We start from the raw sequence: 21,697 nt of genomic DNA on the forward strand, positions 1-21,697 counted from the left end.
GTGTGGAAGCGCAGTAATGTGTTGAGCTAACCTGTACTAATTGCCCGTGAGGCTTAACCATACAACACCAAAGACGTATGACTCTGCACGAGTGCGTGTTGAGGGTATTACTGACAGAGATTTTTTTGACGCAGCGTCTATCTATACGATGACGTTGAAGTTACAACAGCTTGTTGAAGTTGAACCAAATTTGTCTGGCGGCCATAGCGACGTGGAACCACCTGAATCCATTCCGAACTCAGTAGTGAAACATGTCAGCGCCGATGGTAGTGTGGGGCCTCCCCATGTGAGAGTAGGACACCGCCAGGCATCCAAACGAAAGAAACCCCAGCCAACCGGCTGGGGTTTTTTCGTTTGGCATGTTTAAAAGCAGGCGCGGGGCTTGAATCTTGAATGGGAATGGGATGGTTCATCTCTCCACCCACTGTGGACCCATTCAAGATTCAAGCCCCGCGCCAGGGTTGCCCATCCCCACACCGAGCACCATCTACCATCGACAGCCAATCCACCACCAGCCCACACCAACAAAAAAAAAGGGCAGCCAAAGCCACCCTTCCAATCAACCTTCAAGAACAGCTTCAGCGACTACTGCTGAATACCTTCAATCGAAAGGTAGATCTCAACTTCTTCAGCGTCCGGACCAAGTTCATAGTCAATTCCATAGTCCGCCAGCGCAAAGGTATAGCTGCCTTCAAAGCCACGACGGGTATTTCCCCATGGATCTTCACCAGCACCAACCTGGTCAACTTCAAATTTAATTTCTTTCGTCACGCCGCGTAAGGTGAATTCGCCGTGCAGAACACCACCGCCGTTTCCGTCGGGTTCAAAACCTGTGCTCACAAACGTCGACTGGGGAAATTTTTCTACGTCAAGAAAGTCGCCGCTGCGGAGGTGTGTATCGCGTTCGCCGTGGTTAGAATCAATACTTGCGGTGTCAATGGTCACTTCTACCGAAGCGGCTTCAGGGTTACTTTCATCGTAGCTAAATGAGCCTTCAAAGTCATTGAAACGACCTAGCAACCAGCTGTAGCCCAGGTGGTTTATTTTGAACTGGATGAATGCGTGAGCACCTTCGGTGTCGATGACGTAGTCATTCGCAGATGCCGCTGGAGCAGCTAATAGAGTTGTAAGCGCTGCTGCAAGTAAAGTTTTCTTCATAGTTATTCTCCGTTTGCATAGATTTAATTAAGTTGTTGGCTTCTGGTTTATCAAGCCAATACATCAACGATATTAGACCTATAAAGTAAAAAGAAAACCGTTAATTTTCGCTTGTATCATTCGATTTAATAGATTGCGGGTTTGCGCACTCTTTTCAGATCGAAGCTGCCCACTAGTTAACAAATTGCGATAGAATAAGCGATTGTACGTTACCGAACTTAATTTAGTTAAGGGCACCATGTTTTCGCTGCAGGATAAACATAGCTTTGCATTGCCAGTTTACGGCTCTGACGTCCATTTGATTTCAGAGCCTGAGCACTTATCGGATGTTCAGTGGACCGAGGATAGCGTTATCCTCGGCGAAGGAAGCAACACTATCTTCACCGCGGACTTCGCTGGCCAGCTTATTTTAAACCGCTTAATGGGACATCAGATAGAGAAGGAGCCCACTGGTTATGAAGTCATACTGGCTGCCGGAGAGAACTGGCATTACTGGGTAGAAACCTTAGTGCGGCAGGGCATTGCCGGGCTGGAAAATTTAGCCCTTATTCCCGGTAGCGTCGGTGCGACACCTGTGCAGAATATTGGGGCCTATGGGGTTGAGGTGGCGAAGTTTATTCGTAGCGTACGCGGGGTCGATTTGAGTTCGCAGCAACCTTTTGAACTACTCGCTGACGAGTGCAAGTTTGGCTATCGGGATAGCATATTTAAGCAGCCTGGCTATCAAAGTTACTTTATCACTGATGTAACCTTCTTTTTCCCTCACGACTGGAAACCCTGCCTCGATTATCCGGATCTCAGTGGGTTACCCTCCGACTCCAGTGCAGAGCAAATATTTGAGCAGGTCGTTGAGGTTCGCCAGCGTAAATTACCTGACCCGAAAGTTTTACCAAATGCAGGGAGCTTCTTTAAGAACCCGATTGTTGGGCGCACTACTTTGCGGCGTTTATTACAGCGTCATCCGGACCTTCGTTATTTTGAACTGGATGAAAACCTGGTTAAGCTCGCCGCCGCCTGGTTAATTGATCAAACTGGCCTTAAGAGCCTCCGTGTCGGTGGCGCCGGTGTCCATCAGCGGCAGGCTTTGGTGCTGGTGAATGCCCGCGAAGCCAGCGGACAGGATGTCATTGATCTGGCGTTGCAGGTTCGCAAGCAGGTCTATCAGCGCTTCGGTGTCACCTTAGAACCGGAAGTTCGTTTATTGAATAGTCAGGGCTCAATAGTATTATGACCAACGCCGCAATCAGACTTGATGACCAGTTGATCGAACTGTTAGCCGATGGCCACTTTCATTCCGGACAAAAACTAGCCGAACAGCTAGGAGTTAGCAGAACGGCTATCAACAAGCATATGAGCTCTCTTGAGGCACTCCAGCTCGATGTGTTCAGAGTTCATGGGAAAGGTTACAAACTGTCAGAGCCACTGCAGTTACTCGACCAGACCGCGTTACAGGCGCTTGCTGCGGATCAACAGGCTCCGCTATTGGTTAAACGTGTTACCACATCAACCAACGACGATTTGAAACATTGGCTTGCCGATAGTAAAGAACCACTATCAGCAGGCAGCGCGGTGATCGCGGAAATGCAGACTGCCGGCCGCGGTCGCAGGGGCAAAACCTGGATATCGCCTTTTGGCGCAAATATCTATTTGTCGGTCTACTGTCCGTTGGATGATGGACTTGGAAGTGCGCTCGGGCTTAGCGTAGCGGCTGGGATTGGCCTTGCTCAGAGTCTGCAGGAAGCCGGGATTGAAGGCGTTTCGGTAAAGTGGCCAAATGATGTTTATATAAAAGGCGCCAAAGTAGCCGGAATTCTTGTGGAGTTGGAAGGCCAGGCGACCAGTGGTGGTCACGCGCTGGTAGGCATAGGCTTAAACCTGCGCATGCCGGAGCGATTGCGCCGTAACATTGACCAGGACTATACGGATATTCAGTCTCACCTTGCTGAGCCGCTAGTCAGACAGGAGTGGGCTGCCTTGCTGCTTAACAGCACCCGCGATGTACTAAACAATTTTAGTCAGCACGGACTATCCGGCATGGTCGAAACCTGGCGCACCCTCGACCATTTTTATGGTAAACCGGTACGTTTATTGCTTGGCCAACATGAACAAACAGGTGTGGCACAGGGAATTGACGAACATGGAGCATTGCTGGTGAAACAGGATAGTGGCTTAAAACGTTATTTTGGTGGTGAAGTTAGTGTCAGGGCTGGTCAATGAAATTACTCGAAGTAGGGAACACGCGCTGGAAACTGGCCGACTTTATTGACGATGACGTGCGCTTTATCGGCCATGGGATCGGGCTGCAGGATCTTTTGATGGTGCTGGAGCAATCAGCGACGCAACAATTGATGTTCGCCTCCGTTGCCAGTGATGAGACCAATCATCAACTGCAACAACGGTTAACTCAGGCGGGGATTGATTTTATTCAGGTGGTTACCCAGGCGGAGTTTGCCGGAGTGCAGAATGCCTATGCTGATTATCAACGCTTAGGTGTGGACCGCTGGCTGACCTTATTGGCAGCGCGCTCACTCACCAGCAGTCATTGCGTAATTGTCGATGCAGGTACTGCCATTACCCTGGATATCCTCGATAAAGACGGTCAGCACCAGGGTGGCTGGATAGCGCCGGGTTTGCATACCATGCAAGATGCTCTGGTGGCCCGCTCAAATCGCATTAAGGCGCGTTATGACGCTCCCCGTGCTGAGCTTGGGCAGTGCACCGAGGATGGTTTGTTTCTTGGCTGTCAGGCCGCCTTAAGAGGTTTTGTCGAGCAAGCTCATCAGTATGTTCAAGCAAACTACCGGGAACCCGTCAGCTGGTTTTTTTCAGGTGGTGGGACCGAGCACCTTACCCTTGATTATATCCATAACGCCCAGTTACGACCGCATCTGGTACTGGAAGGGCTGGCAGTGGTTGCGAGACAGTCAAAATAGCGTTGCAGCCTGACCCTATACTGAAGTTTTACCAGTAGCCGCCGATAGCATTGAAAGAGCAGCTCCATTGGTAAGCTTTATTTATTTAGCGAGGCAGTTATGTATAAATCATTCATCACACTGATGACCTGTAGTTTCGCCCTGTACAGCACTGTGTTGTTGGCCCAGGACGTGCGGTTGCCAGTGCGCGGAGTAGAGGCCGTTCAGCTTTACTCGGATGATGAACTGGTTCGTATGATCCGTGACAATACCCACTTTCAGCGGGTTCGCGACGAAGACGATTGTCAGTTGTATCAGGATATTCGTGCCCAGGCTGAAGTTGAACGCCGACCCAGTTATCAGTTGTTGTATGGCGACATGCTGGCATACGAAGTCTGCTATGAGCGTGATGTGGAACTGGGCGTGACTTACATGGAAGCGGCCGCCGCCCAGGGAATGCCGGAAGCAATTGAGCAGATGGGTCGCTATTATCACCGCGGTCAGTTTGTACAGAAGGATGTTGACCGCGCCATCCTTTATCTGCGTGAGGCATCTGCCATGGGCAGTCTGCGCGCGCAAAAACGATTTGCAGACATCTTACTGGCAGGCCATGGAAGCCCGCTGGATTATGAAGCGGCGTACCATTATCTGCACAACTCTGTAGTTGCAGACCGCAGTGAACATGCCGCAATACAGCGACGTCTCGAAGCACTTGCTGAGCTGCTCCCCCCACGTATTGTGGAGCGTGCTCGTAGCCCACTGGACTCCTAGTGCGAGCATAGCCGGCAGTGAATAGCAGGTAAAAAAACGGCTCATTGAGAGCCGTTTTTTGTTTTATCAGTTTTACTATTAACCCCGTGCTTTATGAAAGCCGATTTTTAAAGTCCTGATAGTTAAACTCTCGCACCAGTTCAAAGCTACCATCTTCACGCAGGATGCCAATGCCGGGGTGCTCGACCCCGTTAAAAAACGTGGTCTTTACCATCGTGTAGTGGATCATGTCTTCGAATATCACCCGGTCACCTGGCTTAAGTTCGTTGGCGAAACTCCACTCACCGATTACATCACCAGCGAGGCATGAATTGCCACCAAGCCGATAGTTGTGAGCCAGTTCGCCTGGGTCACCAGCGTCAGTAATAACAGGCCGATAGGGCATTTCCAGCACGTCAGGCATATGCGCAGTCGCGGAAATATCAAGAATCGCAATCTCCCCAGCGTTCTCTACGATATCGACGACCTCAGATACCAAGGGGCCAGTCTGCCATGCAACGGCCGAACCTGGCTCCAGAATGACATCGACATCGTAGGTTTCACGCAGGCGCTTGAGCTGAGTGACCAAATGGTCAATGTCATAGCCTTCACGAGTCATCAGGTGACCACCACCTAAGTTAATCCACTTCAGGTTATGCAAGTACTGACCAAATTTCGCTTCGACTGCGGCCAGGGTGCGCTCCAGTGCATAGGAGTCACACTCACATAGATTGTGCACATGGAAACCCTCAATGCCACTTAAATCCTGATCTTGCAACTGGCTACTCAGGATACCCAGGCGTGATCCCGGCGCTGACGGGTCGTACAGTTCGGTGTCGGCCTCGGGTTGTTCGGGGTTAATCCGGATCCCAATAGAGACACCTGCAGCCGTCGCCTGGTCGCGGTAGCGCTGCAACTGCGACAAACTGTTAAACGAGATATGGTTGCAGTGCCGTAGCAACACGTCAATATCGTTGTCTTTGTAAGCTGGTGAGTAGGCGTGCACTTCGCTGCCAAAGGTATCGGCTGCCAGTTCAGCTTCCCATGCCGAGCTGGCGGTACAGCCTTTGAGATACTGACTCACTAAAGGAAATGTGCTCCACATGGCAAACCCTTTCAGGGCCAGAATAATGTCGGCACCACTGCGCTGCTGAACCTGTTTCATCAGCTCAAGGTTTTTTCTAAGCTTTGCTTCATCCAGCACATAGCAGGGTGAAGGAATCGCCGGGTTCATATAGGGGTTTGCCATGCTTACCATTTCCTCAGTGTTCAGTCGTAACAGGCTTACTTTTTAAACGGGCTTTGTTCTACTTCGACAACCTGCCACGGTAAGCCATATTGGTTCAGGCGATCCATAAACTCGTCCGGATCAAACTGCTCCATGTTCCATACCCCAGGCTTCATCCACTTACCTTGCAGCATCATTGAAGCGCCGATCATAGCAGGCACGCCGGTGGTGTAGGAAACCGCTTGTGCGCCGACTTCGTCGTTACATTTTGCGTGATCACAGTTATTGTAGATAAAGACCGTTTTCTCTTTGCCGTCTTTAATCCCGGTTACGTAGGTACCAATACAGGTCATTCCTTCGTACCCTTCGGCGAGCGAGCCAGGGTTTGGCAGCACTGCTTTGAGGAATTCCAGCGGCGCAATTTGTTGCCCATTGTAATCTATCGGTTTAATCGACGTCATGCCGACACCTTCAAGCACTCGCAGGTGGTTGAGGTAGGCATCGCCAAAGGTCATCCAGAAACGTGCACGCTTGATAGTCGGGAAATGTTTAACCAACGACTCAAGCTCTTCGTGAAACAGCAGGTAAGAGGCACGAACCCCCACGCCCGGGTAGTCGAGATCTTCACGCACGCTGATAGGATCGGTTTCGTGCCACTCGCCGTTTTCCCAGAATTTACCGCGTTGAGTAATCTCACGAATATTAATCTCTGGGTTAAAGTTGGTGGCAAATGCCTGGCCATGGTCGCCGCCATTGCAGTCGACGATATCCAGGTAATGGACTTCATCGAAGTAGTGCTTAGCTGCGTAAGCGGTGAAGACATTGGTTACGCCTGGATCAAAACCGCTACCGAGCAAGGCCATCAGACCTGCTTCTTTGAATTTGTCGTGATAAGCCCACTGCCAGGAGTATTCGAATTTGGCTTCGTCTTTTGGCTCGTAATTGGCTGTATCCAGGTAGTGCACGCCAGTCTCAAGGCAGGCGTCCATGATCGGAAGGTCCTGATATGGCAGGGCCACGTTGATCACCAGGTCAGGTTTCACTTTATTAATAAGTTCTACCAGCTCAGCCACGTTGTCGGCGTCTACGGTGTAGACACCCACCACGCGGTCTTTGCCCGATTCCTGCTGCAGCTTTTCACATTTTGAAATGGTGCGTGATGCCAGGTGAATCTCGCTAAAGTATTCTGGCAACATGGCACATTTTTTAACTACAACGCCGCTAACTCCGCCGGCGCCAATAATAAGAACTCTGGACATGATGAAACCCTTTTCTGGTTAAACGCGTGTCGCTGAATGAAAAAGTGGGCGCGATTTTGCCTGCGCCCACCTGCTTTTGCAATGCCTGTTTACTAATCTGCGTTCAAATTAGATGATTGCGATTCGCTTTGCAATTTATCAAGTAAGAAGGCCCACTGGTCGCTGACCTGGTCGATGCGCATCCAGGTAGGTGTGCCTGCGCCGTGTCCAGCACGTGTTTCGACCCGCAGTAGTACCGGGTTATCGCAGCTTTGTGCATTCTGTAAAGCCGCGGCAAATTTATAGCTATGCCAGGGCGCAACCCGATCATCGTGGTCGCCAGTGGTTATCAATGTAGCAGGGTAACAGACACCTGGTTCGACATTGTGCACTGGTGAATACGCGTGCAGGGCGGCAAATTCTTCGGCGTCAGTGGCCAGCCCATAGTCACTACCCCAGGCTTTCGCATTGGCACTTGAGGTGTGATAGCGCAGCATATCCAGTACCCCAACGTCGGGTAGTGCCGCTGCGAACAAGGAAGGCTGCTGGGTCATCACCGCGCCAACTAACAGACCACCATTGCTGGCTCCCTGAATCGCTAGCTGTTGCGGAGAGGTATACCCTTCGTCAATAAGGTAGCGGGCAGCGCTAATGAAGTCATCAAATACATTCTGCTTGTTTAGTTTAGTACCTGCTTGATGCCAGTTGGCACCGTATTCCCCGCCGCCGCGAAGATTGGGAATCGCCAGGACCCCACCGTGCTCCAGCCACACCGTATAGGAGGGGTTGTAGGATGGGGTTAACGCAACATTGAAGCCGCCGTACCCGTACAATAAAGTAGGGTTCGCAGAATCCAGTTCAATATCATGCCGGTGAACGATAAACATTGAGACTGCGGTACCATCATCACTTTCATACCAAACCTGGCGGGTCCGGTAGTTACTCAGATCTGCCGGTGATTGGGCGCGGTCGATTTCTTCCACCTGCTGCTGCTCGATATCGTAGCGCAAGGTGACGCCTGGCTCAGTAAAACTGCTGTAAGTGAAAAATGTTTCGAGGTGCGATGCCTGCCCGGTTAAGCTGTCGACGGACCCGATACCCGGCAATTCGACACTGTCTTCATGGCGGCCATAGGCATTAAAAACTTCAATCTGTGAGTGCGCGTCATCCAGGTAATGAGCAAAGAACTTACCGCCGACGTAACGTACTTCACGCAAGGTCGCATCGCGCTCTGCAATCAGTTCTTGCCAGTGCTGAGGTTGCGGTCGATTGACATCAACTGCGATGACGCGGCCGTTCTCGGCTCCTGCGGTGGTACTGAAAAATAACAGGTTGGCATCGCTGTCGATAAATTCGTACAGGCCGTCCCAGTAATCAATGATACGTCGCCAGCGCGCGTCCCGGTTGGTTAAATCAAGAATATGTACGGCATTGCTACTAAAGCCATCAGTGACAGTAGCAACCAGGAAACGGCCGTCGCGGGTTACTTCCGGGTAGGGATTCCAGCTCGGGTACTGACTCAGGTCATAGATACGGCGATCATTGCGCTGGGCACTACCGATACGGTGGAAGTAAATCGCAACTGAACGTGAGTCATCAGCGTCACCGGCAGGCGTTTCCGGGTAGCGGCTGTAGTAAAAGCCCGACCCATCCGGCAGCCAACTGACATTAGAGAATTTGATCCCGGTCAGACGGTCAGCCAGGTCTTCACCACTTTGAATGTCACGTACCCGAAACTCAACCCAGTCAGAACCGCCATCAGAAATGGCGTAGGCCAGGTATCGCGCGTTCGGGCTGACCATAACCCGGGTCAGTGAGACCGTGCCGTCATCGCTTAGCTGATTTGGGTCAAGTAAGGGCCGAGGTGCGCCATTTAACCCTTCACGAACATACAGGACCGACTGGTCCTGAAGGCCATTGTTCTGAAAATGGAAATAGAAGCGCCCATGGCGAAACGGGGTGCTGCTGCGTTCGTAGTTCCATACCTGAGTCAGGCGGGTCTTGAGTGCGTCCCGTTGCTCAAGGTCAGCCAGGTAAGGCAGGGTGACCCGGTTTTGCGCCGCCACCCATTGCTGCGTGGTCTGAGAGTTCACATCTTCCAGCCAGCGATACGGTTCCTGCACGCTGTTGCCGTGGTAATCGGTCACCTGGTCGCTGCGGGGGGAAACCGGATAGTCTAGTTCCTCATCGGCATGTTCAGCGGAGACTTGTTCGGTCGTGGTACAGGCGCTAAGCGCAGCACTGACCGTCATAATGGTAACCATAGAAAACAACAACTTATTCATTAGCTACATACCTATTGGGCGCAGGGGATATTGGCGCATTACTATATCTTTACACTCAACTCGAAACAAATCTGTCGCAGTGCCTTAAGCAAATCTTTACGTCCGTGAATGTTGTAGTGGTCTTGCAATGTCTCTGGCGGCGCCTGATTCACCGCAGCACAGGCTAATAAATGGCTGGCGTTGAGCCATTCAGGGTTGACCAACAACGTTGGCAGCAATGAGGGGAAGTCAAACTGGCCGTTAGCGAAATCAAGCAGGCGTTGATGAGCTAGCGTTTGATATGACTCCTGATGCGGCGCAAAAGGGGTCGTTGCGGCTGACGCCAACTGCTGCTGCAGCCCGTAATTGAGCTTTAGGAGCTGAACATAGCCAGGTAATTCATGCTGGAAAAAGGCTGCCCACTGCGCAATGGAGGGGGCCAACCTGACGTCAGAGGCTTTAACACAAACGCAGGCGTAGCGGCCTGACACTGTATCCGGACGAGATCCCAGACGAACACTTTGATAGCCGTTGTGGTTCCAGAAGCAAACCAGTTCTGCGCTGGCACCAAAGCTGGTCCCTATAAGAGCCGTCCCGGTCTGGTCAGCAAGCTGGTCTATGTGACCAAGCAGAGCGCTGCCAAGTCCCTGTTGTTGCAGTGAAGGCCGGACTGCGATGCGAACCACCCGCAGCATGCGGGTGCTTGCGATTGAAGGGTCTCGCAGATGGCGCGCTAAGAGTTGCGGTAGCAGCGAGCCTGGAGGACGACGCCGTCCGGCGACAATGTCATCGGCCAGCCCGGCAGGTAAACAGCCTTCTTCAGCCAGCCAGGCGACCCCAGTCAACTGCTCACCAGAGTATTGAAGCAGCAGGCTTTGCTGCTCGTCATCCAGTAGCAATTTGAGATCATTTGCACTGGTTTGATAATGCGCGTCCATCAACAGGCTAAAGCAGGTTGTTAACTCCGCTTCATCCAGTGCACTGGCTCGGGAATGGATGTATTTCAATGCCTGCTCGCTGTACGCCGGCCCGGGGAGTTGTTCGTTCTCGCCATTTTGCAGCAACAATCGTTGCTCAAGCCATTCTTCAAGCGGGCAGCCACTAGCATAGCGAAATGGCTCAGTCAGGGTTAGCTGTCGTGCATGGGTAAAGCGTTGCTGAAGGGTTTTCTGAAACTGGATCAGGAAGCCCCGGCCACAACATTCATAGCCCTGAGTGGTGGTCGCCATAATAACCCCGGGATAACGCTGCAGAAGTTTCTCCAGCATATGCCGGGGAAGGTTGGCGGCTTCGTCCAGTAACAGGGTGCCCTGACAAGGCTCAGCATCATCAGCGAGCAAGGCGTCGGGGGCCACGAAACGAGGCGGAGAGCTGGCTTCAGTGATGGGTAAATGGCCATGGCGCAGAACCACCTCTGCCTGGCGTCTTGACGGTGCCGAAATAATGACAGGGTGATTTGCTTCGAGCAGGCGGCGGGCCAATGCGCCCAGCACCGTCGACTTACCGCGGCCACGGGGCGCGCTAATTAACGCTGGCTGGTCCGGGTAGATGCGCTGGTGCTCGAGTAAGGCGTTGAGAACTTCAGTTTGCTCCGCACTCAACTGGGTGCCAGGTTTCATGTCGAGCGAGGGCAAGGGCAGTCCCCGTAGATCAATCGTCTCATCGGGCTGTAGCTGGTGTTTGATGTACAGGCCAGCGGGTTGACGCTGCAACAGATGCTTTAGAAACGGGCTTAGCTGTCGATCAACCTGTAGCACGAGCAGCCCGCCTGCGACCAAGGTTCCGGCTAATGCTGCCAGCGCGTCTGCGTGTTGCTGCTGGCGAAAGTCGAGTACCACACAGGAATACGCGCGTCCGAGGTAGGCGCGGTAGCTCTTTAACGGCACCGGGTAGTCACCACCCATACAAAGCGCTGGTTGCGGCCATTGAACCTGAGACAGGGGGGCTGTGGAGTCGCCTTGCAATACCAGCAGGCCGCGCCAATGATTTGACGCGGCCTGCTGTAAGAGCTGTTCGATAGCCTGGTAAAGTTGCATCAGCTACCTGTCTGTCCTGAAGTAGCGGCTAGCAAACCTAGCCGTTTAAAAAAGCGGGCTGGCGAAGAAAATCGACGCCACGGTATTAATAAAGACGACTGCCAGAATAACTGGAATGAAGGTTGTCAGCGAGAAGCTAATGTACTTACGTAGCAAGCTGCTGCGATAGCTTGCGTTGCCTTCTGCTAACGCCTCGTGAAAATCCGGTCGCTTCCAACGCCAGACTACGAATAAACAGATCAGTAGCCCGTTCAGTGGTAGCACAGTGTCATAGAAAACATCATAGATGAAATCAAAGAAAGATTTGGACTTGCCACCATAGGTGAACAGTTCAGTGAACACGTTGAGCATGCCAAACGAGGCAATCGCAATCAGCGTCAGGGTGCCCATGGTGAGTGCAAGCACACCGAGCGCGCGCTTGCGCGACACATTGTACTTGCGGGTAATGGTCGCGGTAGGTACCTCGATAATTGAAACCAGCGAGGTGATAGCAGCAAAAAATACCAATAGAAAGAATAGCCCAGCGACAATGCTGGCACCGACATAGCCGATGGTTTCCTGCAGGGCGAGAAATATCTGCGGCAGGAAGGTGAAAATCATGGCCACGGACGAGTCACTGAGGCTTTCCGGATTAGTGCCCGGGTCAAACACGAAAATAGCCGGAAGTACCATTAAGCCGGCAATAAAGGCGACCAGTGAGTCGGTGATAGCGACTAGTTTTGCTGACCCAACCAAGTCATCGCGCTGACGGAAATAGGAACCGTAAGTGATTAAAATACCCATACCAAGCGACAGCGAAAAGAATGCCTGGGACAGTGCGCCACTAATGACGCTGCCATTCACCTGAGAAAAGTCAGGAACAAGAAAGAATTTCACCCCGGTAAAGGCATTGTCGAGCGTGAGTACAAAAATGACCAGCGCAATCAGCATCACGAATAAAGCAGGCATTAGTAAACGGGCGGCGCGTTCGATACCACCGCGTACCCCGCCGACCAGAATGAAGTGAACAATGGCTGCCACTACCACCAGGTAAGCAAATATGGAGTAGGAATTAACGAACGTGCCGAAATAGTCTGGGTTTGCCAGCTGGTCGAGGTTACCGAAAACGGTGTTGAGGAAGTAGCCGAGAATCCACACGGTAATAACCATGTAGAAGACGCCGATCATAAACGGGGTTAGCACCGCCAGCCAACCTGCGAAACGCCAGTTGCTTTTGCTTCCGGCAATACTCGGATAGGCACCTTGAGGATCAAGCTGTGTTTTACGGCCGAGGTTCATTTCGGCCAGCATGATCGGGAGGCAAATGAACACCACGAACAAGGCATAAATGACCAGAAATGCGCCACCACCACCTTTGGTTGCTGCCACCGGGAAACCGACAATATTACCGATGCCCACGGCGGAACCAGCTGCGGCCAGAATAAACCCAAGTTTCGAGCTAAAATGCTCACGTTCGGCGTTCATAACACCCCTTTATTTTCGTTATAGTTTGCAGAAGTGGCATCGGTTATATCAGGTTTTACTGCTCGGCGGCAAATCCGAGCAGTTAAATAGCCGTCGTCCTGCGCTGTGCAGTGTAAACTGGTGCAAACATTAAATTCTATTGCTAACGAAAGGGGTTAGCGTTGTAACAGGCTGCGCAACACAATGCCGAGTAACGGGCAGATCGCCATAATTGAGACCATGGCGAGCGGTGAACCATCGCCAAAAAAACCGACCAGTGCGCCAGAGATTGCTCCCAGCGTAAAGCCGCTGGCACTGATTAATGCGGTCGCGGTCGCCGCACTGTGCGGGAAAAAATCAGTTGCGCTGGACATGCCGTTGGCAACGATAAAGCCTTGCATGCCAACAAATAGCATCACCAGAGGCACCAGGGTAAACAAGGTTAATGGCAGCCATAGCAGCGCTGCCAGCATCGTAGCACCAATCAGTAACTGGCCGTATTGAGCGGCACGCAGAATAAGTCGGGCGTCAAAATGACGTAACAAACGAATATTGATCTGGTTACTGATGGTCAGTGTCAGAATATTAGCGCCAAAGAGGAACGGGTAGAGCGCTTCACTGGCGCCGTAGTGACCCATGTAAACACCGGGGGAGCCAGTAATAAACGCGAACATGCCAGCGTTAGCCATAGCGGTCGAAAATAAAAATGCCAGGGCGGGGCGGCTTTTGAGAACAGCCAGGTAACGCCGCAGCGGACTGATAATAGTGACGTGCTGAGCGAGCCTGGTTTCCGGAAGGTTGAGTCTGAGTACCAGAAGCAAAATGGCCGCATAAGCAAACAGAAACATAAAAATGGCTCGCCAATCGGCGAATAGAAGCAGGAAACTGCCAATAAAAGGGGCTGCCAGAGGGGCTATCATCAGGATGGTAACAATTTGCGACAGCACCTGCGCGCTCTCTCGTCCGGAATAGCGATCACGGACCATGGCCATGGTATTAACTACCCCCATGCCGCCGCCAAAGGCCTGTAATAAGCGACCCACCCAGAGTAGCTCAATGCGCCAGCCTATTGCGGTGAGCAGGCTACCCAGCATGAACAGCGTCAGGCCAATCAGAATTGTCAGGCGTCGGCCGTGTTTATCTGATAGTGGTCCGCCAAATAGCTGACCTGCAGCGAAGCCAAGCAGGAACAGGCTGAGGGTAATTTCAATCTGATGCAAGGAGGTGTTTAAGTCGTCGGCCATGCTCGGAATAGCCGGCAGGTAAGCGTCAATTGCCAGTGGACCGAGCGCAACCAGCGCGGCAAGCATCCAGGCAAAACCTCGAATGGGGGTGGCAATTGTGCGTTCTGTGGCGTCCGTCATGTTACTACTAAGTTCCTGCCCAGATTAAGAATTTGCAAACCAGTATATAGCATTTATGGACCGACCTTTATCATAGTTATGCATATTGTTATGCGGCGGCCCATGTCGAATATAGACTTCCCTCAAGCCGTCTGGCATGATCCGGCGTCTTTCCGACTTCGCAAACTAATAAGGCGCGCTCATGAGTAGCTTACCGAATTGCCCTCAATGTGGCTCTGAATATACCTATGAAGATGGCAATATGCTGGTCTGTCCGGAATGTGCCCATGAATGGTCAACGCTTGCTGAAGCGGACACCTCTGAGCAGAGTGCGGGCATTCATGATGCCAATGGCAATCCGCTGCAGGATGGCGATACGGTGACTGTGATCAAGGATCTGAAGGTCAAGGGGTCGTCCCTGGTGGTCAAAGTAGGGACTAAAGTAAAAAATATACGCCTGGTTGATGGCGACCATGATATCGATTGTAAAATTGACGGTATCGGGCCGATGAAACTGAAGTCAGAGTTCGTTAAGAAAGCGTAAGAGGCCAGCGTTGCATCTCGTACAGTCTTGAGCTGCAGCGTGCAAAGGGTACTGCCAGTTGTTTGGCCTGATAAAGTTCAGCCGGCATTTTTTCAGCATTGATCAAGAGCAGGCACTGGCGGTCGTAGCACTCATCAACCAACGCAATAAAGCGGCGGGCCTCGTTGTCCCGTTTGCTGAAGTGGGTTTCCTGATGCTCGCGCTGGTACGATTCCTCGACGCCGTGAACAATCGCTTTTTCAGCCTGGTAACTGAAAGCTGGCACCTGATTTACCGCAATCGCCCGATAGCGGCTGGCTAATTCCATATAATCGCGCTGACTGCGCGGCCCGTCACATAAATCTGCAAAATCAAAAAGAGCCACGGATGCGTTGCTGCCACGGCATTCTATCGGGCGGCCGAGTACCTCCAGCGAGTGGGGGGCCGACAGTTCCGCAGCAAGGTCTTCGATATGCTGACGAAAAGCCTGGTCGCTTTGCTGTAGCCAGTAGTAGGGGGGATTATCTGCCTGCTCTAACAAACGATAGTCGCTACCACCGTCCAGATGCACCACTTCACAATGCAGTTTGATTTGTTCAATAGCAGGGAGGAACCGGTCCCGTTGTAAGCCATTGCGATACAGTTGGTCAGGGGCGGTGTTAGATGTGGTCACCAGGATCACATCGAGTGCAAACAGATGCGTCCACAAAGTTCCAAGTAGCATTGCATCGGCAATATCCTCAACCATAAACTCGTCGAGGCAAAGAACCCGATAGCTGGCAGCCCAGTCGATAGCTACATGGCGTAACGGGTCTTCTTTACCTGCATGCTGCTGCAGAGCCTGATGAACCCGACGCATAAAATGATGATAATGCAGACGGATCTTCGCGGAGCACTGCAGCTTTTGGTAAAACTGGTTCATCAGCATGCTTTTACCACGACCAACAGGCCCTTCAATATAAAGGCCTCGCTCGCATTCCTGCTGTTGTTCGAGACGCTGGCGCAGATGGTTAAGGCGCTGTGCTACCTGTTCCTGCGCGGGGTCTAGTGTAAGGCTGTCTGCATTCATTGGGGCATTCTAACGCTTTCTGCTAAGCTAATGAACAACTTGAGTTTTCTTTATTAGATTAGACGAAGAGAGGCATGCAATGGGAATTCGGATTTTTGCTTTACTGGCAGCCTGCGCTGTTATGGTCGCATGCTCGTCGACTGATATGAGTGATGCAGAGCGCGATGCGCGGATGGCAGAGTGCCAGCTCATTGATGATGACCGTGAACGGGCTGAGTGTCTGGAGCGACTGGCGCTGGGTGAAGATGCTGTTGATCCGTCAGGACAGGTAGAACCTGTTCAGTAAAGAAGCCTTGGTGTAGATCAACATAGCCTAATTCAATCCTACCTATACTGCGGTAAACCAATCGGGGGACTGCAGTATGAAAACCTTTTGTGCACAGCGACAGGCTAACCAGTGGCAAGCGCTACTTGAACACTACGACCAGCAGACACGCAGTTATGCCAATCAGGTTGCCTGTCAGTATAAAAGCGAGCTGGCCTCGCATTTTTATCAGCAAATGCTAAGTGACAATGATAGCAGTCAGTACCTCACTCATGATGACGTTCGCACCCGCTTGCATGGTTCCATGCAGAAATGGATAGAAAACCTTTTTTCAACCGCAGAGACCCCTACCTCGGTCATTGAAGCCGTCGATGTGCAGCATCATGTGGGTGAGGTGCATGCCCGAATTGGCATCCCTGTGCACTTAGTGATGCGCGGAGCACGTGCCTTGAAGAACCAGTTAGGTGAACGGCTGAACGAGCCGAGTGCGCGGCATTATGTGGCGGAGCTCATCGATGTCGCCATAGAAATCATGAGTCACGCATACTGTCACTCCCACGAACGCAATGCCAGAGCAGAAGAAGCCTATCGGCTGTTCTCAGTGGCTGAGAACGTAGCGAGCGAGAAGCAGCGGCAACGAGCGGCGCTTCTGGATTGGGAAAACCAGTTTATGTTTGAAAAAGCGATGGGCGTTTCCCAGGCTCAGTTGCCACGCATTCAGGGATCTGAATTTGGCCTTTGGTTTCGTCATAAAGGTGCCCATGCTTTTGAAGGCATGCGTGAAACCATCATGATTCAGCAAGCAATGAAACACATTGATACTGAAATCGTCCCTGTGCTTGGTGACCTGGCGACAGCGGCCCAGGACCCGATGGCGTTACTGCGCGAGTTGCGTGAAAACTGTAAGAGTATTGCCTTTCATATTGAATACCTGTTTGACCAGAATGACGCGCTCGAGGCCGGGCGTGACGCACTAACCCGGTTACTGAACCGCAAATTTCTACCCGTGGTCATGAGCAAGCAGGTGGCGACGGCGCAAAAAAGCAAAGAATCCTTTGCTGTGCTAACCGTCGATATTGACCATTTTAAACCGGTCAATGATCGCTATGGGCATGAAGCCGGAGACATGATCCTGCAGCAGGTAGCGGCGTTGTTAATGAACCATAGCAGGGCGGGGGATTACGTTTTTCGGATGGGCGGGGAAGAGTTTCTGATCGTGTTGGTGGATGTAAACCATGAGCAGGCGATGAAAAAGTCGAAAGAGCTCTGCGCTCTGGTTGCAGCCGAGCCGTTTCGGATTGCGCGGGACGAAGAAGTATCAGTCTCGGTGAGTATTGGGGTTAGTGTGTTTGATGGCCATCCGGATTACCAGAAACTGCTCAGAGCATCGGACGATGCTCTGTACCAGGCTAAAAATCAGGGGCGTAATCAAGTGGTGCTGGCAGCGTCGTAGTTGACTGGCAGCTAGGCTGACGGTGGAGAATCCAGCGCGGGGTGGTCAGGTAACCAGGCATCAAAGTTAAACCAACTGGTCTCACCGGTGACTCCGGCGGCCTGCAGTAATACCATCAGACCCAGAACAAGGAACAGTGCGCAGGCAACCCATTTCATGGTTTGCAGCGGCAGTTTATTGGCAAACCGATAACCAAGCCAGAGTGCGGGAGTGGTTACCGCAAGAATGCCTATGGTCGAACCCAGCACCACAGGCCAGAGTGCCTGGTAGCTGCCAGCCAGCGTAATCACCACCAGCTGCGTTTTATCTGCCATCTCAAGTAAGAAGAAAGCCACGGCTGCGGCGAACACCAGATGACGTGTTTTAAGATCGGTTTTGACCTCCTCGTCTTCAGGTATCAGTACCCACACCGCCATTACCAGAAAGGCAATACCCACCAGCCAGCCCTGCCAGTCAGCCTGAAGAAAGCGAAATAGCCAGATCCCAAACAACGCTGACACCACCTGATTGAGGAACAGACCGATAGCCATCCCGGCGAACACCGGCCAGGGCCGCTGGTAGCGTAAGCCAAATAACAATGCCAGAAACAGTGAGCGGTCGCCGACTTCAGCAATACCAACCGTGATGATAGATAAGAAAAAAGCATCCATGATAAGAGTCCGGCCGGGCAGCGTGTCGTTTCCATGTGGTGTTACTGCGCTGCCCGGCTACAGGCACAGCCAGGCATCCGCCTGTCTGTACAGTTCCACCACAGGTCTCGTCAAGCTACTGCCGTGCATACCATGGCTCGTTTTCAGCCAATTATGTTGACATGCACCTTCTGGCTGGGGGCCAGAAGCGACTACTCCCCTGAGGGTCGAGCGTTATTATCCACAGCGATTAATGGAAGTCAAATTCCGATTAATACTTAAAGCGACGGACGATAGCCTGCAACGTCTCCGCCAACTGGTTTAGCTGTTCACTCGCGGTAGCGACTTCATTCGACTGTGTCGCTGTTTCGTAAGCGAGTTCAGAAATTGTCACCACATTGCGGTTGATGTCCTCGGCGACGGTACTTTGCTCTTCAGAGGCGGCCGCGACCTGCGCATTCATATCGTTAATCTGATAAATCGCCTCGCGAATGCGTTGCAATGCCAATCCGGTTTGCTCAGCATCGCTGACGCTTTGCGCTGCCTGTTCCTGACCTCGGTCCATGACGGCTACCGCATCATCAGAGCTTTTCTGTAGTTTGGTGATCATACTGTGGATTTCGTCGGTCGCCTCAGACACCCGAATCGCGAGCGTGCGAACTTCGTCGGCGACGACGGCAAAACCACGCCCGGCTTCACCTGCACGGGCCGCCTCAATAGCGGCATTCAGCGCCAGCAGGTTGGTTTGATCTGCAATACTTCGAATGGCATCGAGGATGCCGCTGATACTGACACTTTCTTCTTTCAGCGCGGTGATAACTTTCGCCGCCTGCTCAACTTCGTTGGCGAGGTTTCCAATTGAACGGATAGTGGCATCGACCACGTCGTGCCCTTCATCGGTGGCACTAATTGCTGCATTGGCGCTATGCGATGCTTCCTGAGTGTTCTGGGCTACTTCATGAACCGTCGTGGTCATTTCATTCATTGCGGTGGCGACCATATCCACCTGATTATGCTGGCGGGTCAGTGCCTGTTGCGATTGCTCTGCATTGTGCATGCTTTGCTGAGCCTGGCTGGCAAGGGTTTGTGAGGTACTGGCCAGCTCGCCAACGACGCTGCGTAGATTGGCAATAAAACGATTGAAAGCGGCTGCAACCTGGGCAAACTCATCCTCGCCACTGACGTCCAGCTGCTGTGTCAGATCGGCATCACCGCTGGCTATATTGGTCAGGCGCTCGAGGAGGGCATGCAAAGGGCGTAATAGTCTGCGCGCGAACGCATAGCCAATCGAGAGTGCGGTAATAAATGCAATCACCCAGAGTGTCCACATCACCAGGTTGAGTTGCCTGACGGGTGCGTACAGAGCATCTTCCGGCAACAACGCCTGTACCCTCCATTGACTTAGTGGAGCAGATGAACCCAGGTTCACGCTGGCGACGGCATGATAGTTAGGGACCTCAGCATTGCTGGTTTCGATAAGGCGGATGCGCCCTTGCTGACCCAGACTGGCTAACTGCATTTGCTCAGTCAGACGAGCACGGCTGTCAGCAGTAGCCAGCGCGTCGGGTGAGACCTGGACCAGTTGGCGGGCTCGTGTTGCGGCGTCTTCGGCGGCGAACATTAGTTGCTGCTCAAGGCTTTGTTCCATATTGGCTTTGGTCATAAAAAATGTAAAACCACCCAGAATGGATAATGGCACCGAGCCTACAATTACTACCAAGACTAATAATTTAAAGGTTAACCCATGAAAAAACTTACCCACAACGCCCCCTGATGGTTTTAGTTTGTGTCGCAGCCTATCCTACTTTTGGGTTATTTTTCATGATCCTGCGCAACGATTGCGGGTTGACCTTTGCTAAAGGTTTACATCCTGGGTGCTGTGGGGTGCCTATACTTATCTGGAAAGTTTGAAACCTACTTTAAGCAGAGGACGATATGATGAAAGCAAAAAGTATACTTGCAGGTGCAGTCGCCATGGGACTGATGGTATCGGCCCCGGTACTGGCAGATGATCATGGTAAGGTTAATGATTGGCTGGATGACTATGGTTTTAGCCATGTCACAGAAGTTGAATGGAAATCTGGTGACCGCGTTGAAGTGGAAGGTTTTGCCCGTGACGGCATGCATAGCGAAGTGGTATTTAACGCCGATGGCGATGTGCATCAGGAAGAGCATGAGCGCTATTCACGTGACGCCTGGGGCCTGGACTTGTCGCAGTTGCAAAAAGCAATGGATAAAGGCAAGGAAGGTGGTATTCACCGCTTTGATGAAATTGCCGTCAGCTCAAACGGTGAAGTAGAAGTTGAAGGCTATGACCAGGATGGCAGCGAAGTTGAAATAAAACTGCAGTTGGATGAACTGTCGTAATCAACACTGATTACCAGCATTAAAAACCTACCTTAAAAGCCAGGTCTGCAAAGATCTGGCTTTTTCGTTGAGCGAGGTTATCGTCCAATTTTAGACAAAAAAAGGCCGGCTGAGGGAGCCGGCCTAAACTCGTTGCTAGCGACAGCAGCTAATAAAGCATGCTGTACAATTTTCTACGCGCGCTCGCAGCCAGTGGATCACCGGCCGGTAAATTATTAATGACATCGAGGGTCGTTTTCTTTGCGTCGGCAAAGTTCATATCGGTTTGCAGCACCTTGAATAATAAATCCAGTGCCTCCCCATGACGGCGAACCTGATGGTATTGAACCGCCAACTTAAGCTGCAGCTCGAGATTATCCGGTTGCGTCGCGAGCTCGTCTTCAAGCGCTTTCACTTCAGGGCTGTCGGCGGCGTCTTCGGCGAGTTTGATTTTAGCCAGGATCTGCTGGTAGTACGAATCCTGATCGGCAATGGTTAGCGCTTTTAACAGCTCTTTTGCCTGCTCAGTATGGCCAATGCTGGCGGCCGCGTCAGCCAGAATAAGCCGCGCAGCAGCATCGTCAGGTGCCAGGTCAAATGCCTGCTTTGCCTGTTCGTAGGCCACTTCAAAATTTTCTTCACCAAGTGCCTGTTTGGCTAAAGCCAGCGCTTCGTCCTGCGGTTGGGGCAGGTAATTGGCCAGCATTTGACGAATCGCTGATTCCGGTTGTGCGCCGCTTAACCCATCGACGGGCTGACCGTCTTTGAAAACCACCAGGGTAGGCAGGCTTTGCACACCGAACTGAGCGGCAATTGCCTGCTGCTCTTCACAGTTAATCTTGGCAAGAATCAGATCATGGGGGTAATCCGCTGCGATTTTTTCCAGCACAGGAGTAAGTTGCTTACATGGCTCGCACCAGTCCGCCCAGAAGTCGATAAGAACGACTTTCTCTTGCGAGCCCTGGATCAGCACCTGCTGTGCGTTTTGTTCGTTAATATCAATAATATTCTGTGCTTGCACCTAAGTACCTTCTCGTTTG

The 21,697-nt window shown here is 52.0% G+C and carries 19 protein-coding genes, 1 rRNA gene and 1 riboswitch; of the genes, 9 read left to right on the top strand and 11 right to left on the bottom strand.

The genetic code is table 11. The annotated features are described in order from the left end of the window. Nucleotides 1-193 precede the first annotated feature (193 nt). Nucleotides 194-309, top strand: a 5S ribosomal RNA gene (gene rrf, locus CWE14_RS06540). 276 nt (nt 310-585) lie between these two features. On the opposite strand, the gene CWE14_RS06545 is transcribed toward rrf, so the two are convergent. Continuing rightward, entirely contained in the window at nt 586-1,158 is a 573-nt protein-coding gene (locus CWE14_RS06545; RefSeq protein WP_126798664.1) for a YceI family protein, read from the bottom strand. A 238-nt stretch (nt 1,159-1,396) separates the two neighbouring features. Here CWE14_RS06545 and murB point away from each other — a divergent pair, with 238 nt between their 5' ends. From murB to CWE14_RS06565, 4 genes are all read left to right on the top strand, one after another. Then, complete coding sequence (murB, locus tag CWE14_RS06550) at nt 1,397-2,389, top strand: UDP-N-acetylmuramate dehydrogenase (RefSeq protein ID WP_126798665.1); 993 nt, start codon at nt 1,397-1,399, stop codon at nt 2,387-2,389. Then, nucleotides 2,386-3,375 (top strand): bifunctional biotin--[acetyl-CoA-carboxylase] ligase/biotin operon repressor BirA, encoded by a 990-nt coding sequence (gene birA / locus CWE14_RS06555; protein WP_126798666.1) that lies wholly within the window; start codon nt 2,386-2,388, stop codon nt 3,373-3,375. The genes murB and birA overlap by 4 nt, the downstream gene beginning before the upstream one ends. Further along, nucleotides 3,372-4,091 carry a type III pantothenate kinase gene (locus CWE14_RS06560; RefSeq protein WP_126798667.1) on the top strand — a complete coding sequence of 240 codons (720 nt, stop codon included), beginning with the start codon at nt 3,372-3,374 and terminating at the stop codon, nt 4,089-4,091. The genes birA and CWE14_RS06560 overlap by 4 nt, the downstream gene beginning before the upstream one ends. 99 nt (nt 4,092-4,190) lie before the next feature. Further along, a complete protein-coding gene (locus CWE14_RS06565; protein ID WP_241972343.1) occupies nt 4,191-4,841 on the top strand; it encodes a tetratricopeptide repeat protein in 651 nt (216 codons plus the stop codon). Between the two features lie 91 nt (nt 4,842-4,932). Here the strand turns inward: CWE14_RS06565 and nspC are convergent, their stop codons facing one another. The 6 genes from nspC to CWE14_RS06595 form a co-directional block, all read right to left on the bottom strand. Continuing rightward, nucleotides 4,933-6,069: a carboxynorspermidine decarboxylase gene (gene nspC / locus CWE14_RS06570; RefSeq protein ID WP_126798668.1), complete on the bottom strand. Its 1,137-nt coding sequence runs from the start codon at nt 6,067-6,069 to the stop codon at nt 4,933-4,935. A gap of 35 nt (nt 6,070-6,104) precedes the next feature. Further along, nucleotides 6,105-7,307, bottom strand: coding sequence for a saccharopine dehydrogenase family protein (locus tag CWE14_RS06575; RefSeq protein ID WP_126798669.1), 1,203 nt, complete (start codon nt 7,305-7,307; stop codon nt 6,105-6,107). A 92-nt stretch (nt 7,308-7,399) separates the two neighbouring features. Continuing rightward, a complete protein-coding gene (locus CWE14_RS06580; protein WP_126798670.1) occupies nt 7,400-9,571 on the bottom strand; it encodes a prolyl oligopeptidase family serine peptidase in 2,172 nt (723 codons plus the stop codon). 41 nt (nt 9,572-9,612) lie between these two features. Then, complete coding sequence (locus tag CWE14_RS06585; protein WP_126798671.1) at nt 9,613-11,586, bottom strand: tRNA(Met) cytidine acetyltransferase TmcA domain-containing protein; 1,974 nt, start codon at nt 11,584-11,586, stop codon at nt 9,613-9,615. Nucleotides 11,587-11,631: 45 nt separating this feature from the next. Continuing rightward, nucleotides 11,632-13,050, bottom strand: a complete 1,419-nt coding sequence (locus tag CWE14_RS06590; protein WP_126798672.1) for a sodium-dependent transporter — start codon at nt 13,048-13,050, stop codon at nt 11,632-11,634. A 155-nt stretch (nt 13,051-13,205) separates the two neighbouring features. After that, nucleotides 13,206-14,393: a multidrug effflux MFS transporter gene (locus CWE14_RS06595; RefSeq protein WP_126798673.1), complete on the bottom strand. Its 1,188-nt coding sequence runs from the start codon at nt 14,391-14,393 to the stop codon at nt 13,206-13,208. 181 nt (nt 14,394-14,574) lie between these two features. Here CWE14_RS06595 and CWE14_RS06600 point away from each other — a divergent pair, with 181 nt between their 5' ends. Then, a complete protein-coding gene (locus CWE14_RS06600; RefSeq protein WP_126798674.1) occupies nt 14,575-14,916 on the top strand; it encodes a zinc ribbon domain-containing protein YjdM in 342 nt (113 codons plus the stop codon). Here the strand turns inward: CWE14_RS06600 and zapE are convergent. Next, the gene (gene zapE / locus CWE14_RS06605) at nt 14,903-15,964 is read right to left on the bottom strand and encodes a cell division protein ZapE (protein WP_126798675.1); all 1,062 of its coding nucleotides are present in this window, start codon (nt 15,962-15,964) and stop codon (nt 14,903-14,905) included. The two genes, CWE14_RS06600 and zapE, sit on opposite strands and share 14 nt — an antisense overlap. A gap of 79 nt (nt 15,965-16,043) precedes the next feature. On the opposite strand from zapE, the gene CWE14_RS06610 reads away from it, so the two are divergent. Together CWE14_RS06610 and CWE14_RS06615 are read left to right on the top strand one after the other, a co-directional pair. Continuing rightward, nucleotides 16,044-16,250: a hypothetical protein gene (locus CWE14_RS06610; protein ID WP_126798676.1), complete on the top strand. Its 207-nt coding sequence runs from the start codon at nt 16,044-16,046 to the stop codon at nt 16,248-16,250. A gap of 76 nt (nt 16,251-16,326) precedes the next feature. Then, entirely contained in the window at nt 16,327-17,682 is a 1,356-nt protein-coding gene (locus tag CWE14_RS06615) for a diguanylate cyclase (RefSeq protein WP_126798677.1), read from the top strand. An 11-nt stretch (nt 17,683-17,693) separates the two neighbouring features. Here the strand turns inward: CWE14_RS06615 and CWE14_RS06620 are convergent, their stop codons facing one another. Then, nucleotides 17,694-18,332, bottom strand: coding sequence for a TMEM165/GDT1 family protein (locus CWE14_RS06620; RefSeq protein WP_126798678.1), 639 nt, complete (start codon nt 18,330-18,332; stop codon nt 17,694-17,696). Nucleotides 18,333-18,415: 83 nt separating this feature from the next. Beyond that, a riboswitch (yybP-ykoY riboswitch) is annotated at nt 18,416-18,537 on the bottom strand. A 45-nt stretch (nt 18,538-18,582) separates the two neighbouring features. Then, nucleotides 18,583-20,073 carry a methyl-accepting chemotaxis protein gene (locus CWE14_RS06625; protein ID WP_126798679.1) on the bottom strand — a complete coding sequence of 497 codons (1,491 nt, stop codon included), beginning with the start codon at nt 20,071-20,073 and terminating at the stop codon, nt 18,583-18,585. 173 nt (nt 20,074-20,246) lie between these two features. Here CWE14_RS06625 and CWE14_RS06630 point away from each other — a divergent pair, with 173 nt between their 5' ends. Next, on the top strand, nt 20,247-20,678 hold the full coding sequence (locus CWE14_RS06630) for a hypothetical protein (RefSeq protein WP_126798680.1): 432 nt from the start codon (nt 20,247-20,249) through the stop codon (nt 20,676-20,678). 148 nt (nt 20,679-20,826) lie between these two features. On the opposite strand, the gene trxA is transcribed toward CWE14_RS06630, so the two are convergent. Beyond that, entirely contained in the window at nt 20,827-21,678 is an 852-nt protein-coding gene (gene trxA / locus CWE14_RS06635; protein WP_126789957.1) for a thioredoxin, read from the bottom strand. Nucleotides 21,679-21,697 lie beyond the last annotated feature (19 nt).

This window comes from Aliidiomarina soli (genome assembly GCF_003986975.1).
GTDB lineage: Bacteria > Pseudomonadota > Gammaproteobacteria > Enterobacterales > Alteromonadaceae > Aliidiomarina > Aliidiomarina soli.

Excerpts from the sequence above, each read along its gene's own strand:
- CWE14_RS06575 (WP_126798669.1), bottom strand. The coding sequence starts at position 7,307 with ATGTCCAGAGTTCTTATTATTGGCGCCGGCGGAGTTAGCGGCGTTGTA.
- birA (WP_126798666.1), top strand. The coding sequence starts at position 2,386 with ATGACCAACGCCGCAATCAGACTTGATGACCAGTTGATCGAACTGTTA.
- zapE (WP_126798675.1), bottom strand. The coding sequence starts at position 15,964 with ATGAATGCAGACAGCCTTACACTAGACCCCGCGCAGGAACAGGTAGCA.
- murB (WP_126798665.1), top strand. The coding sequence starts at position 1,397 with ATGTTTTCGCTGCAGGATAAACATAGCTTTGCATTGCCAGTTTACGGC.
- CWE14_RS06585 (WP_126798671.1), bottom strand. The coding sequence starts at position 11,586 with ATGCAACTTTACCAGGCTATCGAACAGCTCTTACAGCAGGCCGCGTCA.
- CWE14_RS06565 (WP_241972343.1), top strand. The coding sequence starts at position 4,191 with ATGTATAAATCATTCATCACACTGATGACCTGTAGTTTCGCCCTGTAC.
- CWE14_RS06620 (WP_126798678.1), bottom strand. The coding sequence starts at position 18,332 with ATGGATGCTTTTTTCTTATCTATCATCACGGTTGGTATTGCTGAAGTC.
- CWE14_RS06560 (WP_126798667.1), top strand. The coding sequence starts at position 3,372 with ATGAAATTACTCGAAGTAGGGAACACGCGCTGGAAACTGGCCGACTTT.
- CWE14_RS06610 (WP_126798676.1), top strand. The coding sequence starts at position 16,044 with ATGGGAATTCGGATTTTTGCTTTACTGGCAGCCTGCGCTGTTATGGTC.
- CWE14_RS06615 (WP_126798677.1), top strand. The coding sequence starts at position 16,327 with ATGAAAACCTTTTGTGCACAGCGACAGGCTAACCAGTGGCAAGCGCTA.
- CWE14_RS06600 (WP_126798674.1), top strand. The coding sequence starts at position 14,575 with ATGAGTAGCTTACCGAATTGCCCTCAATGTGGCTCTGAATATACCTAT.
- CWE14_RS06545 (WP_126798664.1), bottom strand. The coding sequence starts at position 1,158 with ATGAAGAAAACTTTACTTGCAGCAGCGCTTACAACTCTATTAGCTGCT.
- CWE14_RS06630 (WP_126798680.1), top strand. The coding sequence starts at position 20,247 with ATGATGAAAGCAAAAAGTATACTTGCAGGTGCAGTCGCCATGGGACTG.
- CWE14_RS06590 (WP_126798672.1), bottom strand. The coding sequence starts at position 13,050 with ATGAACGCCGAACGTGAGCATTTTAGCTCGAAACTTGGGTTTATTCTG.
- CWE14_RS06595 (WP_126798673.1), bottom strand. The coding sequence starts at position 14,393 with ATGACGGACGCCACAGAACGCACAATTGCCACCCCCATTCGAGGTTTT.
- nspC (WP_126798668.1), bottom strand. The coding sequence starts at position 6,069 with ATGGCAAACCCCTATATGAACCCGGCGATTCCTTCACCCTGCTATGTG.
- CWE14_RS06580 (WP_126798670.1), bottom strand. The coding sequence starts at position 9,571 with ATGAATAAGTTGTTGTTTTCTATGGTTACCATTATGACGGTCAGTGCT.